General features: G+C 60.3%; 16 protein-coding genes. 3 read left to right on the top strand and 13 right to left on the bottom strand.

What is annotated here, in order from left to right:
- Positions 1-16 precede the first annotated feature (16 nt).
- The 4 genes from Q0Z71_RS07660 to Q0Z71_RS07645 all read right to left on the bottom strand — a co-directional run bounded on the left by Q0Z71_RS07660 (position 17) and on the right by Q0Z71_RS07645 (position 5,445).
- Entirely contained in the window at positions 17-928 is a 912-nt protein-coding gene (locus tag Q0Z71_RS07660; RefSeq protein WP_298020407.1) for an AEC family transporter, read from the bottom strand.
- A 28-nt stretch (positions 929-956) separates the two neighbouring features.
- Positions 957-1,667, bottom strand: a complete 711-nt coding sequence (locus tag Q0Z71_RS07655; protein ID WP_298020404.1) for a CPBP family intramembrane glutamic endopeptidase — start codon at positions 1,665-1,667, stop codon at positions 957-959.
- Positions 1,668-1,684: 17 nt separating this feature from the next.
- Positions 1,685-4,291, bottom strand: coding sequence for a DNA mismatch repair protein MutS (mutS, locus tag Q0Z71_RS07650; RefSeq protein ID WP_298020401.1), 2,607 nt, complete (start codon positions 4,289-4,291; stop codon positions 1,685-1,687).
- Positions 4,292-5,238: 947 nt separating this feature from the next.
- Positions 5,239-5,445 (bottom strand): helix-turn-helix domain-containing protein, encoded by a 207-nt coding sequence (locus Q0Z71_RS07645; protein WP_298020398.1) that lies wholly within the window; start codon positions 5,443-5,445, stop codon positions 5,239-5,241.
- Positions 5,446-5,536: 91 nt separating this feature from the next.
- Here Q0Z71_RS07645 and Q0Z71_RS07640 point away from each other — a divergent pair, with 91 nt between their 5' ends.
- On the top strand, positions 5,537-5,788 hold the full coding sequence (locus Q0Z71_RS07640; protein WP_298020395.1) for a hypothetical protein: 252 nt from the start codon (positions 5,537-5,539) through the stop codon (positions 5,786-5,788).
- Here Q0Z71_RS07640 and miaB read toward each other — a convergent pair.
- The 5 genes from miaB to Q0Z71_RS07615 form a co-directional block, all read right to left on the bottom strand.
- Positions 5,785-7,197, bottom strand: coding sequence for a tRNA (N6-isopentenyl adenosine(37)-C2)-methylthiotransferase MiaB (gene miaB / locus Q0Z71_RS07635; protein ID WP_298020392.1), 1,413 nt, complete (start codon positions 7,195-7,197; stop codon positions 5,785-5,787). The two genes, Q0Z71_RS07640 and miaB, sit on opposite strands and share 4 nt — an antisense overlap.
- A gap of 117 nt (positions 7,198-7,314) precedes the next feature.
- On the bottom strand, positions 7,315-7,536 hold the full coding sequence (locus Q0Z71_RS07630) for a hypothetical protein (protein WP_298020389.1): 222 nt from the start codon (positions 7,534-7,536) through the stop codon (positions 7,315-7,317).
- 204 nt (positions 7,537-7,740) lie between these two features.
- Positions 7,741-8,658 carry an RluA family pseudouridine synthase gene (locus Q0Z71_RS07625; protein ID WP_298020385.1) on the bottom strand — a complete coding sequence of 306 codons (918 nt, stop codon included), beginning with the start codon at positions 8,656-8,658 and terminating at the stop codon, positions 7,741-7,743.
- The gene (gene lspA, locus Q0Z71_RS07620) at positions 8,630-9,130 is read right to left on the bottom strand and encodes a signal peptidase II (protein ID WP_298020381.1); all 501 of its coding nucleotides are present in this window, start codon (positions 9,128-9,130) and stop codon (positions 8,630-8,632) included. The genes Q0Z71_RS07625 and lspA overlap by 29 nt, the downstream gene beginning before the upstream one ends.
- An 890-nt stretch (positions 9,131-10,020) precedes the next feature.
- Positions 10,021-10,215, bottom strand: coding sequence for a helix-turn-helix domain-containing protein (locus tag Q0Z71_RS07615; RefSeq protein WP_298020378.1), 195 nt, complete (start codon positions 10,213-10,215; stop codon positions 10,021-10,023).
- A 96-nt stretch (positions 10,216-10,311) separates the two neighbouring features.
- On the opposite strand from Q0Z71_RS07615, the gene Q0Z71_RS07610 reads away from it, so the two are divergent.
- On the top strand, positions 10,312-10,476 hold the full coding sequence (locus Q0Z71_RS07610; protein ID WP_298020375.1) for a hypothetical protein: 165 nt from the start codon (positions 10,312-10,314) through the stop codon (positions 10,474-10,476).
- A 25-nt stretch (positions 10,477-10,501) separates the two neighbouring features.
- Here the strand turns inward: Q0Z71_RS07610 and ileS are convergent, their stop codons facing one another.
- Positions 10,502-13,306 carry an isoleucine--tRNA ligase gene (gene ileS, locus Q0Z71_RS07605; protein WP_298020371.1) on the bottom strand — a complete coding sequence of 935 codons (2,805 nt, stop codon included), beginning with the start codon at positions 13,304-13,306 and terminating at the stop codon, positions 10,502-10,504.
- A gap of 454 nt (positions 13,307-13,760) precedes the next feature.
- Entirely contained in the window at positions 13,761-13,928 is a 168-nt protein-coding gene (locus Q0Z71_RS07600) for a hypothetical protein (RefSeq protein WP_298020367.1), read from the bottom strand.
- Between the two features lie 310 nt (positions 13,929-14,238).
- Here Q0Z71_RS07600 and Q0Z71_RS07595 point away from each other — a divergent pair, with 310 nt between their 5' ends.
- Entirely contained in the window at positions 14,239-14,454 is a 216-nt protein-coding gene (locus tag Q0Z71_RS07595; RefSeq protein ID WP_298020364.1) for a helix-turn-helix domain-containing protein, read from the top strand.
- Between the two features lie 33 nt (positions 14,455-14,487).
- Here Q0Z71_RS07595 and Q0Z71_RS07590 read toward each other — a convergent pair whose 3' ends face one another.
- On the bottom strand, positions 14,488-14,658 hold the full coding sequence (locus Q0Z71_RS07590; protein ID WP_298020362.1) for a hypothetical protein: 171 nt from the start codon (positions 14,656-14,658) through the stop codon (positions 14,488-14,490).
- Between the two features lie 103 nt (positions 14,659-14,761).
- The gene (locus tag Q0Z71_RS07585) at positions 14,762-15,439 is read right to left on the bottom strand and encodes an N-acetylmuramoyl-L-alanine amidase family protein (protein WP_298020359.1); all 678 of its coding nucleotides are present in this window, start codon (positions 15,437-15,439) and stop codon (positions 14,762-14,764) included.
- Position 15,440: the final 1 nt, after the last annotated feature.

The raw sequence follows: 15,440 nt of genomic DNA, 5'->3' as shown, positions 1-15,440 counted from the left end.
TTGGATATCAAAAATTTTACAGCAGCACCATCGCCACCAGGGGGATCGTGACGATGGACAGCAGAGTGGTTATGAATATGACCTGTGCCATTGTCTCGGTATCTCCACCGTATTCCAAACACAGCATCGACCCATTAACTGCCACCGGCATGGCCATTTCAATGACGGCGATTCCCTGTACAACGGGGTCGACATCCATCTGCCGCAGGATCAGCCACAGCAGCACCGGCAGCACCAAAAGCCGGAGGACGGAAAGCGCCCAGAACCGGAAGGCGGAAAGCGCCTGCATATCGGGAAGGCCCGCCAGCAGCGACCCCACCACCAGCAGGGACAGCGGCACCGTGAGGTCCCCCACAAAGTTCATAAGGTCTCCGATCTGCGCCGGCACCCGGACCCCTGTCAGGGCGATCGTCAGGGCGATCACTGAGGCGATGATGCTGGGCGACAAAAACTGTTTCCACCGAAACTGCTTGGCTCCCGCCAGCATCAGCGGTCCCAGGGTATAGGAGAGCATGTTGAACGGCAGCTGCAGGATCACCGCGTAAAACAGCTTATCCGCTCCAAAGAGGCTGATGACCACGGGATAGCCGATAAAGCCCAGATTGGAGAACACCAGACCGTAGCGCCAGACGCCCTTTTGTCCGGGCGTGCCCCCCAGAAAGCGGGGCACGGCAAACGCGGCGAGCAGCTGGATCCCGTAAAATACTGCTGCCACCCTCAGGGTGGACAGGATCTCCGCCGTGCCGGGAAGGGCGCTGCCGGATACCACCGAGCCGACGATCATGGCGGGCAGGGTGATGTTCAGGATCAGCTTTGACAGCCTGGCGTCGATCCCCTCCCCCAGGTAGCCCAGGCGGTGCGCCAGATAGCCGATCGCCATGGCAAAGAGGAGGATCAGCATCTCGGAAAACGTGTCAATAAAACTCATAGGGAACTTCTTCTCTCTTTTCTCACGGTCACCGCATCATGGTCCACACGCTCAGGGCGTTGGCCGCGGCATGGAGCCCGATGGAGGTCCACAGCGTTCCGCTGTGCTCATAGGCCCAGGCCAGCACCAGGCCGGGCACCAGATACTGGATCATCAGCAGGAAATAGGTGATGTCCTGCTTCACCACGGCGAACTGCCACACATGCAGCAGCGCAAACAGCAAACAGCTCACCAGATAGGCCACCGTCCGGCTCTTGCTCTTCAGGTTGCCGAACACCAGTCCGCGAAACAGCACCTCCTCCACAAAGGGCGCCAGGAAAATGACGATCAGCAGCGTCATGTGGGGCGCATCGTCGATCTGGGCGGAGATGGTGGTGTCGTTAAGGTTGGTGTGGTTGGTGAAGATCAGGTTCGTCAGCCGGTAGACCAGCTCGTTCAGGCCGTACAGCCCGATGAGTCCGATGACCAGGGTCTTGCAGGCACCACCCAGATTGTCCGCGAAATGGCGGGAGGTGCGGCCCAGAAACCCATGGAAAATGATGATGGTCACAGCAAACAGCACGTAATAGTAGATGATATTCTGCATGGCACTGGAGATGGACACCCCCAGCAGTCTGCCCGCCAGGCGGAACAGCGGCGCGGTGGCAAAGGGCAGCACCAGCAGGTAGATGACGAAGAACACCACCCCGGCGATCTGCTCCCCCGCCGTCATGTAAGTCGCGGTCTTGCGTTTAGCCATATGTCGATCCCTCCGCCCTACTGCAATTTTTTCTTGAGCTCATACAGCAGGCTCATGGCCTCGATCGGCGTCAGGGTGTCCGGCTGACAGCGGCGGATGGCGTCCAAAACCTCGCCCTCCCCGATAGCCCCCAGGGACACCTGGTCCGCCTCCCGGCGGGGCGCGGTGTACTGGACCCCGTTTTCCTCCTCCAGCTCCCTGAGGACGGTCTTTGCCCGCTGGACCACCTTGTCCGGCAGGCCCGCCAGCTTGGCCACCTCGATGCCGTAGCTGCGGTCCGCGCCGCCGGGGATGATCTTCCGCAGAAAGATGATGTCCTCGCCCCGGGCCTTGACGGCGATGTTGTAATTCACGGTGCCGGGGAGCGTGTTTTCCAGCTCCGTCAGCTCGTGATAATGGGTGGCAAAGAGCGTCTTGGCTCCCAGCAGCTTTTTGTCCGCACAGTATTCCAGCACCGCCCGGGCGATGGACATGCCGTCGAACGTCGATGTGCCCCGGCCGATCTCGTCCAGGATCAGCAGGGATTTCTTCGTGGCGTGGTGGAGGATGTCGGACACCTCCGTCATCTCCACCATGAAGGTGGACTGTCCGGCGGACAGGTCGTCCGACGCGCCGATGCGGGTAAAGATGCGGTCCACCACGCCGATGTGGGCGTGGGCCGCCGGGACGAAGCTGCCCATCTGGGCCATGAGGACGATCAGCGCCACCTGGCGCATATAGGTGGACTTTCCCGCCATGTTGGGACCGGTGATAATGGCCACCCGCTCCTCTTTTTCTCCCATGAACGTGTCATTGGGGACAAACAGGCTGTCCTTCAGCACCCGCTCCACCACGGGGTGGCGGCCCTCGCGGATCTCGATGACGCCGGATTCGTCCACATCAGGACGACAGTAGTTGTTCCGCACCGCCACGGCGGCGAAGGACGCCAGCGCGTCGATCTCGGCGATTGCCGCGGCGGTTTTCTGGATGCGCTGGGCCTGGGCCGAAACCTCTTCCCGCAGCCTGGTGAACAGCTCATATTCCAGGGCCACCACCCGCTCCGAGGCGGTCACGATCTCATGCTCCAGATCCTTCAGCTCCTGGGTGATGAAACGCTCGCCATTCACCAGGGTCTGTTTGCGGATGTAGGTCTCCGGCACCTGCTCCTTAAAGGAGTTGGAGACCTCGATGTAATAGCCGAAGACCTTGTTGTAGCCGATCTTCAGCGTGCGGATGCCGGTGCGCTCCTTCTCCTTGGCCTCCATTTCCGCGATGACACTTTTGCCGCCCTTCAGGATGTGCCGCAGGCGGTCCACTTCCCCGTCAAAGCCGTCCCGGATGAAGCCGCCCTCCCGAACGGAAAACGGCGGCTCGTCGCAGATGGCGGCGGCAATGCGGGCGCCGATGTCGTCCAGAGTGTCCAGCTCCGCCGTCAGCTCGGACAGACGGCGGTCGGAGAAGGCGGTGAGCTGTTCCTTCACGGCAGGCAGCTTTTCAATGGCCGCCCGGAGGGAGGCCATGTCCCGCCCGCCGGCGGTGCCGTAGACGATGCGGCCGATGAGCCGCTCCATATCGCCCAGGCCCGTCATGGCGGCGATCAGCTCTTCCCGGTTGATGGTGTTGTCTACCAACGCTGCCACAGCGGCATTCCGCCTGCAGATGGCGGTGACGGACAGCAGGGGCCGCTCCAGCCAGCTCCGCAGGCACCGCGCCCCCATGGGGGTCTTGGTCTTGTCCAGCACCCACAGCAGGCTTCCCTTCTTCTCCTTGTTCCGCAGGGTCTCCGTCAGCTCCAGATTCCGCCGGGCCGTCAGGTCCAGCTCCATGAAGCGGCCCTGCTCATAGTAATCCAGATCGTTGATGTGGGAGAGATCCGTCTTTTGGGTCTCGTATAAGTAGTTCAGCAGCCCGCCCAGGGCCATGGCCGCCGCCGGATTTCCGGCGGGCAGGTTTTTCAGCGCCTCCTCGCCAAACTGTCTGCGGATATTCTTCTCCGCCTCCGCCAGCAGGAAGCGCCGCTCGCCGCCGTTTTCCGTGCGGCAGCGGAGCTTGTCCGTCAAGGCGGCGGCAAGGGCCCCTTCCGCGGATGCGCCGTCGTTCAGAATGGCCTCAGCCGGGGAAAAACGGCCCAGCTCGTTGATGACATGCTCCACCCGGTCCTTGCCCGAAAAGGCCGTGAGGTGTGCCTTGCCGGTGGTGATGTCGCAGAAGGCCACGCCGGCGGAGCGGGAGTCGATATAAATGCCGCAGAGGAAGTTGCTGGCCTTGTCGTCGAGACAGGCCGCGTCGATGACGGTTCCGGGCGTGACCACCCGGATGATGTCCCGCTTCACCAGGCCCTTGGCCGTGGCCGGGTCCTCCATCTGCTCGCAGATGGCGACCTTATACCCCTTGCCGATGAGCCGGGCGATGTAGGCCTCGCTGGCGTGGTAGGGGATGCCGCACATGGGGATCTGCTCCTCCGCCGGCTTGGCGTGCTTGCCGTGGTCCCGGCTGGTCAGCGTCAGGTCCAGTTCTTTAGACGCCAGGCGCGCGTCGTCGTCGAACATCTCATAGAAATCACCCAGACGGAAAAACAGAATGGAATCCGGGTTGTCCTTTTTGATCTTCAGATACTGCCTCATCATGGGGGTCAATTCCGCCATGAACTCACCTCGTTATCTTTCTATCTACTATCAAGCTGTTAAAAATATTTTGGAGCGGAGGGTTTCGCGCCGCGGGCGCGGGACGAGAGCTTTCGCCCATGGGGCGGGGACTTGTCCGGCCACGGGCCGGGGACGGGGGGTGCACGGCTTTGCCGTGCGGGAATGCACCCCCCATTTTCTTTGGTTGCGCCAAAGAAAACGGGCCGTGCACGGTCCAAAAGAAAAACGCTTTGGGGTGTCCAACTTTGCCCCTCTGGGGTAAAGTTGGACGGACGGGAGTTGGTGGTTAGATGTGCCACTAAGTCCCGGGAATCTTCTGCTGGGTGCGCTATACCGGGTACGAAAGTAGGAGTGCGTGCCCGCATTTGGGGGCGTGGGTGCGGATTCGGGGTGGTCAGCGAAAGGCTTTCAGCAACAAGCCCCGTGTGTTCCGCTTCGCTACACACTACCTGGGCAGTTAAATGCGCGCCGGACTGGGTACGGTTTTAGAACTGCGCCGCCGCAGGTTGATGGCTTGGGTGCGGATTCGGGGTGGTCGATGAAAGGCTTTCACCGCTGGCCCCGTGTGTTCCGCTTCGCTACACACTACCTGGTCCCCTGTCGAGGAACAGGCTCCAAAACACACTGCCGCAACTGCCCAGGTAGCGCTAAGCGAAGCGCGGAGCGCGGAAAGAGAAGCTGGTCCTTTCAGTCTTTGCCCGCCCCCGCAATTCCCATTCGCGTGGCTAAAAGCCAAAAGATTCAGCAAAACCATGCCCGCGCCCAACGCTGAATCCAGTTTCGACCTCCATCGGTCTCTTTCTGGGACCCCACGTCTCGTCCACAGTTGGCCCGTTGGGGCCAACTGTGGACACCAAAGCGCCTTTTCTTTTGACCGTGAACGGCCGTTTTCTTTTCGGCGCAACCGAAAAGAAAATGGGGGTTCATTCCCTGCGGAAAGTCCGCAGTCAGCGCTGCCGCTCCCGGCAGACGAGCTCGTCCAGAGAAATATCGTAAAAGTCCGCCAGGGCAACCAGAGCAGTCAGCTGCGGTTCCCGCAAGCCCCGCTCGTAATTTTGATAGCCACGCAAACTAAGTCCGGTGCCATCTGCGACCTGCGGCTGTGTCAGTCCCCTTTTCTGGCGCAGACTAAGTAGTTTTTCATGAAATTCCATGTGGCCTCTTTTCTATTGACAAGCACAAACGGGTATGTTATTATAATCATACCCAAATGTGCTTTTCAATTCTTTTTTAGGAGAATCATTTATGGATGATCTATGGGACTGCCTATATACCTATGTGCAGGAGAACTGTGTTCCCCGGCACCTCCACACATCGGAACACCGCAGGGCTTCAGCCAGCCGGGAATCCGCATTATCGGCCCTTGAAACCATGCTCTCGCCGGAACAGCAGGCGGCGCTGGAACAGTTCCTCCTGGCGGAAGCAGGCCTGTATGCCTTAGAGACCATGGCCCTGTTTCAAGAGACCTTCGCCCTCGGCAAATGGATGGCCCGTTAGACCGGCTCGCCGTACAGCGCCCAGGTATTGCTGTCCGTGATCCTCACATCGATAAACTGTCCGATCAGATCCTTCTCCCCTTTCAGCCGCACCAGGCGGTTGCCCTCGGTCCGAGAAGCCAGGGGATATGCCGGGTCGTCGCTCTCACCGTCCACCAGCACCCGCACGGTCTTTCCGATATAGCCGGCGTGGAGCCTGGCGGACATGCCGTTCTGGACCTCCAGCAGCTTGTCGAACCACTTCTGCTTCTCCTGACGGGAGGCAGGGTCCGGCATCTCCGCCGCCTTTGTGCCGGGCCGGGGGGAGTAAATGAAGGTGAACAAGGCGTCGAACCCCACCTCCTCCACCAGGGACACGGTGTCCATGGCCTCCGCCTCCGTCTCGCCGGGAAACCCGATGATCACGTCGCTGGTCAGCACCAGGCCGGGCATGACGCTCTTTGCGTAGTTCACCAGGTCCAGATACTGCGCCCTGGTGTACCGCCGGTTCATCTCCCGCAGCACCCGGTCGTTGCCGGACTGGAAGGGCAGGTGCAGCTGCTTTGCAACATGCCTGCACCGGGCCATGGTATCAAAGAGTTTTTTTGTGGCGTCCTTGGGATGGCTGGACATGAAGCGGATCAGATACTCGCCGGGGATCTCATCGATCTCCGCCAGCAGATCTGCGAAATCATATCCAAGGTCCAGATCATTGCCGTAGGAGTTGACGTTCTGCCCCAGCAGGGTGATGTCCTTGTACCCGGCCTCCACCAGCTCCCGGACCTCCTGCAAAACGCACTGGGGGTCCCGGCTCCGCTCCCGGCCCCGGACATAGGGTACGATGCAGTAGGAGCAGAAGTTGTTGCACCCGTACATGATGGAGACCCAGGCCTTCACGCCCTTCTCCCGCACCACGGGGATGCCCTCGGCAATGGTGCCGTGCTCGTCGTCCACGGAGAACACCCGTCTGCGGGTCTCATAGACCTGCCACAAAAGCTCCGGGAACTTCCACAGGGCATGGGGGCCGAACACCAGGTCCACATGGCGGTAGGACTCCCTCACCCGCCTGCTCACCCGCTCCTCCTGGGCCATGCAGCCGCAGAGGCAGATGACCTGCTCTGGGTTTTCCTTTTTTGTGTGGGTCAGGGCCCCCAGATTGCCGAACACCCGCTGCTCCGCGTGCTCCCGGACGGCGCAGGTGTTGAGGATCACCAGGTCCGCCTCCTTCGGCTCCTCCGTGAAGGTGAAGCCGCAGTCCCGCAGCATCCCCATCAGCTTCTGGCCGTCGGCCACGTTCTGCTGGCACCCGAAGGTGTCCACGCAGGCCGCGGGATGGGCCTCCCGGGCCGCAAACATGGCCCTGATCTTCTTCTCAAAGTCCCGCTGGCGGGTGAGATCCGCCTCCGGGACCAATACGTCTTTCCGTTCCAAAATCGTTCCTCCGAATATAGATACTTTAACTAAAGTATCATAGCATAAAACCACAAAAAGCACAATATAAAAAAGCGGAGAGCGGCGCCACATGGCGCCGCTCTCCCTGTCATCCGCTTATTTCATTTTAGAAACCAGCTTGCCGAAAGCAATGGGATTCACATCATCCTCGGCAACCACATGGGCTTTCTGGCCCACCAGTGCCAGCAGGCCCAGCAAAGACCGTGCGTCCAGCATCACGGTGTCGGTGCTCACCCAGACCTCATAGGGCGCTCTGCAGGCCAGCTGGTTGATCTTCTCCGCCTGCTCTTTGCTCTTGATATCGATCTCTCGAACCATGCCCGTTTCCTCCTTATTCACAAAAATTTCGGCGGTCCCGTTCCCCGCGGGATCGCCATCATATTAGCAGTCTCATCCAGCACTGTCAACAATATAAATCGCCATAATTGTGTTAGGTAATCGATTGCTTTCTGTGTATATTGCATATTTTAAACGTTTCCGCTTCAGGGGCTGTCAAAAAAGGGAGGGCCGGAGCCCTCCCTTTCAGCGTCTGTTCGACAGCTTTTGAAGCTGTGCCTGGAACTCCTCCGGCAGGCCGCAGCGCAGCTCCACCAGTTCCCCGGTGCGGGGGTGGACAAACCGCAGGCCCACGGCGTGGAGGCACTGGCCCTGCAGCCCCGGAACGGGCTTTTTGTTTCCATAGACCGTGTCGCCCAAAATCGGATGGCCGATGTGGGCCATGTGGACCCGGATCTGGTGGGTCCGCCCGGTCTCCAGGCGGCACTGGACATGGGTGAAGCCCGGATAGCGGGCCAGCACGGTCCAATGGGTGACGGCGGGCCGCCCGCTGGATACCACCGCCATCTTCTTCCGGTCCGCCGGGTGGCGGCCGATGGGGGCGTCCACGGTGCCGGCGTCCTCCCGCAGGCTCCCCACCACGATGCACTCATAGGTGCGGGCCAGGGTGTGGTCCTGCAATTGGGCCGCCAGGTGCTGGTGGGCAAAGTCGTTCTTCGCCGCGATGATGAGGCCGGAGGTGTCCCGGTCGATGCGGTGGACGATGCCGGGCCGCAGCTCCCCGCCGACGCCGGAGAGGGAGTCGCCGCAGTGGAACAGCAGGGCGTTCACCAGGGTGCCGTCCGGGTGGCCGGGGGCCGGATGGACCACCAGCCCCTTGGGCTTGTTCACCACGATCACGTCCCCGTCCTCGTACACGATGTCCAGGGGGATGTTCTGGGGAGCCACGTCCACCGGCTCCGGGTCCGGGAGGACCGCCTCCAGGGTCTCGGTCCCCGTGAGCTTATAATTCTTCGCCAGGGCCTTTCCGGCGCAGGTGATCCGCCCCTCCTCCAGCAGGCGCTGGGCGGCGGAGCGGGTGACGCCCTCCAGATGGGCGGCCAGCCAGGCGTCCACCCGGACGCCTGCGTCCTCCTTATTCGGTTGGAGCGTCAGGATCTCCATCGTTCTTTCCCTTTTTGTCGTATTTTTCGTAGAGGAAGATGTAATACACCGCCCCCAGGATGCAGCCGCACACCACGCAGATATCCGCCACGTTGAATACGGGGTAATTCATGAACTGGAAGTCGAACATGTCCACCACGTATCCCAGGCGGGCCCGGTCGATGATGTTGCCCAGGCCGCCGGAGAGGATCAGGAAGCAGGCGCAAAGCCCCACGGGATGGCGGACGATCCGCCGGATCAGGACGAACAGCACCGCCAGAACGATGCAGCCGGTGACGCCCAGCAGCAGCCACCGCATCCCGGAAAAGCTGGACCAGGCGGCGCCGTAGTTATGGACGGTGCGCAGCTGCATAAAACCGGGCAGAAAGTCCATGGTCTCCCCCAGCGGCAGGTTTACCGTGATCCAGTGCTTGAACCACTGGTCCAGCGCCAGCAGGGCCATGGCCAGGGCGGCAAAAATGGCATATAACATGAATGGTTCTCCTCAAATTTCGATTTCCTGACCAGTTTACACGCTTTGAGCGGGAATTGCAACTGCTGCGGGCGGCTTTGCCGTGGGGGATGCGGTGCATCACCGCAGAATGCACCCCCCATTTTCTTTTCCGGCTGGAAAAGAAAACGGGCCGTGCACGGTCCAAAAGAAAAGTGCTTTTGGGTGTCCAACTTTGCCCCTTTGGGGTAAAGTTGGCCGGACGGGAGGTGGTGGTTAGATGTGCCACCAAGTCCCGGAAATCTTCTGCCGGGTGCGCCGAACCGGGTACGGGTTTAGAACTGCGCCGCCGCAGGTTGATGGCTTGGGTGCAAATTTGGGGTGGTCGATGAAAGGCTTTTACCGCTGGCCCCGTGTGTTCCGCTTCGCTACACACTACCTGGGCGGTCAAATTGGCCTCCGGCGGGGCCGCTGGACTAAGTACGAGGGTAGGAGTGCGTGCCCGCATTTGAGGGCATGGGTACAAATTTGGGGTGGATATCGAAAGGCTTTCAACAATGTCTGGTCCCGTATAAGGCCCACACGCAGGCGCTTCCGCAAGGAATCAAAGAGCGGCAGCGACAGAAGCCGCTGGTCCTTGCAGTCTTTGCCCGTTCCCGCAATTCCCATTCGCGTGGCTAAAAACCGAAAGATTCAGCAAGACTGTGCCCGCGCCCAACGCAGAGTCTGCCCTCGACCTCCATCGGTCTCTTTCTGGGACCCCGCGTCTCGTCCACAGTTGGCCCTAGGGGCCAACTGTGGACACCAAAGCGCCTTTTCTTTTGACCGTGAACGGCCGTTTTCTTTTCGGCGCAACCGAAAAGAAAATGGGGGTTCATTCCCCGTAAGTGGGCACTTACAAAAAATAAGACCGGGAACATCCGTCTCCGGTCTTATCTTCCAAGCAGGTAATCAACTGACACCTTATAAAAATCTGCAAGTGTAATCAAATGGTGGACCGGGATCTCCTGGACACCCTTTTCGTATTTGGAGTACTGCTGTTGGGTCGTTTGCAATAGCTTTGCAATTTCGTCTTGCGTTTTATCCGCATCTTCCCGCAAATCTCGTAATCTTGGATAATAGCTCACCTACATCACCTCAAATAATATCCTGCTTTAAATCTTGTTGGATACATTGACTTTACACCTTATCAGGTGTAAAATTTCTTTTGAGGTGATACATGTATGGAAAAAAACTGCGAGACCTGCGTACATTTTCGGCGGCATTACGTGAAATTCGGGTTCCGGTATAACCCGGTGGGGTCCGGGCACTGCGTCTATCCCCGCCTGAAGCTCCGGCGGGGGAATGCCCCGGCCTGCCGGTATTACAGAGAAAAGCCCGGAAGCTGATGCTTCCGGGCTTTCATGGCTTTTCTCAGAATTCGGGCAGGGTCGCCGCCACGGCGGCGCAGCGGGGGCACAGGTCGTCCTTGCCGGACTGGGTGGAGTGCTTCCAGCAGCGGGGGCACTTGGCGCCCTTGGCCTCGGAGACCACCACCCGGACGCCCGCCAGCGGCGTCTCGGCGCCTTGGGCGTACAGGGCGGCGTCATCGCTGACCTCCACGTCGGAGACGATGAACAGGTCCGCCCACTGGCTCTCAAAGCGCGCCTTGGTCTCGGCCAGAGCGCTCTCGGCCACGGGCTTTTCGGTCACCAGGGTGATGTGGGCCTCCAGGGACTTGCCGATCCGCTTGTCGGCGCGGGCGGCCTCCAGGGCGGCGTTCACGCCGTCGCGGAGCTGGTTCAGCACGGACCACTGCATCATGCCGGTCTCGCTGAGGGCATAGTCGGCAAAGGGCTTGTTCATCTCGTTGAACACCACGTTCCGGCCGTCGTCGCAGGCGCGGTGGGGCATGGCCAGCCAGATCTCGTCGCAGGTGAAGCACAGGATGGGGGCCATGATCTTGGTCATGGTGTCCAGGATCAGGAACAGGGCGGTCTGGGCGCTGCGGCGCTTGGCGCCGTCCTTTTCCTCGCAGTACAGGCGGTCCTTGATGATGTCCAGGTAGAAGTTGCTCATCTCCACCACGCAGAAGTCGTTGACAGCGTGGGTGACGGCGTTGAACTCGTAGTCATGGTAGGCCTGCTCGCACTTCTCGATCAGGGCGTTCAGGCGGGTGACGGCCCAGCGGTCCAGCTCCTCCATCTCCGCGGCAGGCACCAGGTGGTCGGCGTCGAAGCCGTCCAGATTGCCCAGGCAGTACCGGGCGGTGTTGCGGAACTTCAGGTAGTTCTGGGAGAGCTGCTTGAAGATGGCGTCGGAGCAGCGCATGTCGGCGTGGTAGTCGGCGGAGGCGGCCCACAGGCGCAGCAGGTCCGCGCCGTATTTGTTAAAGACCTCATAGGGGTCCACGCCGTTGCCCAGGGACTTGTGCATGGCCTTGCCCTCGCCGTCCACGGTCCAGCCGTGGGTGATGCACTCCTTGAAGGGCGCGCCGTTGCCGAAGGCGCCCACGGCGGTCAGCAGCGCGGACTGGAACCAGCCGCGGTACTGGTCCAGGCCCTCCATATACACGGTGGCAGGCCAGAAGCCCTGATCCCGCTTCATGGCGGCGAAATGGGTGGAGCCGGAGTCGAACCAGCCGTCCAGGGTGTCCTCCTCCTTGGTAAAGCCGCTGTTCTTGCCGCAGTGGGGGCAGGTGAAGCCGTCGGGCAGGATCGCCTCTGCGTCCTTGGCGAACCAGGCGTTGGAGCCCTCTTTCTCAAACAGGGCGGAGATGGCGGCGATGGTCTCGTCGGTGACCACAGGCTTGCCGCAGTCCTTGCAGTAGAACACGGGGATGGGCAGGCCCCAGCGGCGCTGGCGGCTGATGCACCAGTCGTTGCGCTCCCGGATCATGGACTTCATGCGGTCGATGCCCCAGCCGGGGACCCAGCGGACGTCATCACAGGCGGCGCAGGCCTCCTCCTTGAAGGCGTCCACAGAGCAGAACCACTGGGGCGTGGCCCGGAAGATGATGGGGTTCTTGCAGCGCCAGCAGTGGGGATAGCTGTGGACGATATCCTGGTCGGCGAACAGGGCGCCGCTCTCCTTCATGTCCGCCAGGATGACGGGGTTGGATTCGTCGGTGCTCATGCCGGCGTACTTGCCGGCGTAATCGGTGTGCTTGCCCTGGTCGTCCACGGGCACCACCATGTCCATGCCGTAGCGCTTGCAGGTCTGATAGTCGTCCGCGCCGAAGCCGGGAGCGGTGTGGACGCAGCCGGTACCGGAATCCATGGTGACATAGTCCGCCAGCACCAGACGGCTGGTCTTGGGCAGGAAGGGATGGTCCGCCAGCATGTTCTCAAAGAAGGAGCCGGGATGGGTCTCCACGATCTCGTAGCTCTCAAAGCCGCCAATGCGCATGACCTTGTCGGTCAGGGCCTCGGCCATGATATAGGTCTCGCCGTTGGGGGCCTTCACCAGGGCGTAGCTCTCGTCGGGATGCAGGGCGATGGCCAGGTTTCCCGGCAGGGTCCAGATGGTGGTGGTCCAGATCACGAAGAAGAGCTTGCTGTGGTCAAAGCTGCCCAGTTTGCCCTGGTCGTCGTGCATGGGGAACTTCACATAGACGGTGGTGCAGGGATCGTCCTGGTACTCGATCTCGGCCTCGGCCAGGGCGGTCTCGTCGTGGGGGCACCAGTACACGGGCTTGAGGCCCTTGTAGATATAGCCCTTCTTGTACATCTCGCCGAACACCTTGACCTCCTCGGCCTCAAAGCCGGGGTTCATGGTCAGGTAGGGATGCTCCCAGTCGCCGATGACGCCCATCCGCTGGAAGCCCTCGCTCTGCACGTCCACATAGTGCTGGGCGAACTCATGGCAGGCGGAGCGGAAATCAGGCACGCTCATGGCCTTGTGGTTCAGCTTGTTCTGCTTGATGATGGCGGACTCGATGGGCATGCCGTGGTTGTCCCAGCCGGGGATATAGGGGGTGTAATAGCCCCGCATGGCGTAGGACCGGGTGATAAAGTCCTTGATGGACTTGTTCAGGGCGTGGCCCATGTGCAGGGCGCCGTTGGAGAACGGAGGGCCGTCGTGGAGGTTGAACAGGGGCTTGCCCTCGTTCTTCTTCAGCAGCTCGTGGTAGACGTCGATCTTCTTCCAGCGCTCCAGCATCTCCGGCTCCCGCTTGGGCAGGCCCGCCCGCATGGGGAAGTCGGTCTTCGGCAGATTGATGGTCTTGTTGTAATCCATATCTGTGTCTCCTCCTATACGAAAATAAAATAATATTTTTTATGATCCCTGTCTCACGAATCCGGCGGAGACAGGTCTTTGCAAAACAAAAAACGCCCTGTCTCCGTCAAGAGACAAAGCGTTTGCAAACACTCTGCGGTACCACTCTCGGTTGCCCTCCCCTTGCGGGAAGCGGCCGCTCACCGCCCGCCGTCACGGGCCGATGCTTTAACGGGCATCACGCGTCCACACCTACTCGCGTCGTCTTTCAGCAGGAGGCTCCAAGGTGATTTTCATCCTCCGCTCCTCTCCGCCTCGCACCGAACGGCGGCTCTCTTTGCAGGGCTCAAAGGGTTACTCGTCCTTATCCACGCCAAACTGTTCAATTACCGAATCATCATACCACGTTTCGGTGGTTTGTCAACCGTTTTGGACGAATTTTTTCCTGAAAACCGGGGCAAACCGCCCCTTTTTGTCACTGATAGCGGTACCGCTGGGCGGTGTACCGGTCGATGCAGGCCTGAAACATCTCATAGCTGCAAAATTCCAGCAGCTGTCCGCCCTCCACCTCGTGAAAGGAGACCACCCGCCGCTCCGTATCCACCCAAATGCGCCAAAGGGGTTCCTGTTTCCGTTGGGCCACTGCCGCTCACCTCCCGCTGCCCGATTGCCTTTCTCTGCTATTTTATGCGATTATCGCATAAAATGCAATATGCATTTTTTGCATATCCTAGAATATGGTCAATGAACTTGAAAAATCGCATGCGTTTTTTCAAGCGGGTGATGCCCGCTGTGCGCAAAGCGCACAGCGATTGACGATGAAATGCAAATCAAGACCGCGGTCCGCGGCCTGTCACAGCGCACATGCGCTGTGACACTTGAAAAGTGAATTGATCACGTTTCAAGTGATTTGATGATAACAGCGGAATCGGGAACGGAAGGAGCGGTGGGCCATGTATCAGCGTCTGCGGGACCTGCGGGAGGACAAGGACCTGCCCCAGCGGATGCTGGCGGAGCTGCTCCACGTCTCCCAGGCCACCTACTCCCGGTATGAGAGCGGCACGCTGGACATCCCCAGCGCGGCGCTGATCGCCCTGGCCCGGTTTTACGAGACCAGCATCGACTACCTGCTGGGCCTGACCGATGACCCCACCCCCTACCTCAGATAAAAAAAGGACCGCCCACGGCGGTCCTTTTTCCACTTATTGATACCGGTACTGCATCCCTGTGTACTGGTCCACGCAGCTCAGGAACAATTCCCGGCTCCGGAACTCCAGCAGCTGACAGCCTTCCTCTTCATGGAAGGATACGATCCGCCGCCGGGTATCCACCCAGACGCGCCACAGGTCTTCATTTGCTCTTGTTTTCTCCACAGAGAATGGCTCCTTTCACACAGCTTCTGATAATAAGACGATTCAAAGGGGCGTTTTGTTTCACCTTTTTTGAAAAATTTTTAAAAATTTTTTCCACAGGCCGTCAATCCGCCGCTTCCGCCGTCTTCTGCGCCTCCATTTCAGCGGCCACATCCGTCCGGAAGGCGTCCCAGGCCTCCGGGTTTTCCACGTAGTACTTCGGACAGATCTTGCCTGTCACGTCATAGTGGCGGATGACCTCGGTCTCCGGGTCCAGCCGGAACTCCCGGCACAGCCAGGCAGTCAGCTCCACCACCCGGTCATAGGTGACCGGGGAAAATTCCCCGGTCTCGTCGGGATGGCAGACCTCGATGGACACCGTGTCGCCGTTCCGCCCGTTAGAGGCGTAGGCGATCTCCGTCAGGGGGATGCACTGGATGGTCTCCCCCTCCAGCCCCACCACAAAGTGGCTGCTGGCATAGACGCCCTCTGCGCCGGAGGACAGGGATTCAAAATAGTTGCGGTTGGCCTGGGCGGTGGTGTCGGGGTTGCCCACATAGTGGATGACCACGCCCCGGATCTTCTCCAGCTCCGTGCCGGGACGGGACCACTCGTTCACCGTGAGATAGTCCTTCCGCACATAATCCGGCACCTCCACGTCCTTGGCGGCGGGTCCCAGTTTTGTCAGGACCGTGCCTATGACGGCGAACGCCAGCACCAGCAGCACCGCCGCCAGGACGCCGATCTTCAGCCGGGGATCGGCATACCGCCGCCTCCGGCGCCTTCTTCCGTGCGTTTCCATG

This window comes from uncultured Dysosmobacter sp. (assembly GCF_947631635.1).
Taxonomy (GTDB): domain Bacteria; phylum Bacillota; class Clostridia; order Oscillospirales; family Oscillospiraceae; genus Oscillibacter.
Note: the sequence above shows the minus strand (reverse complement) of the source record. Positions and strands in the feature narration are given on the sequence as shown.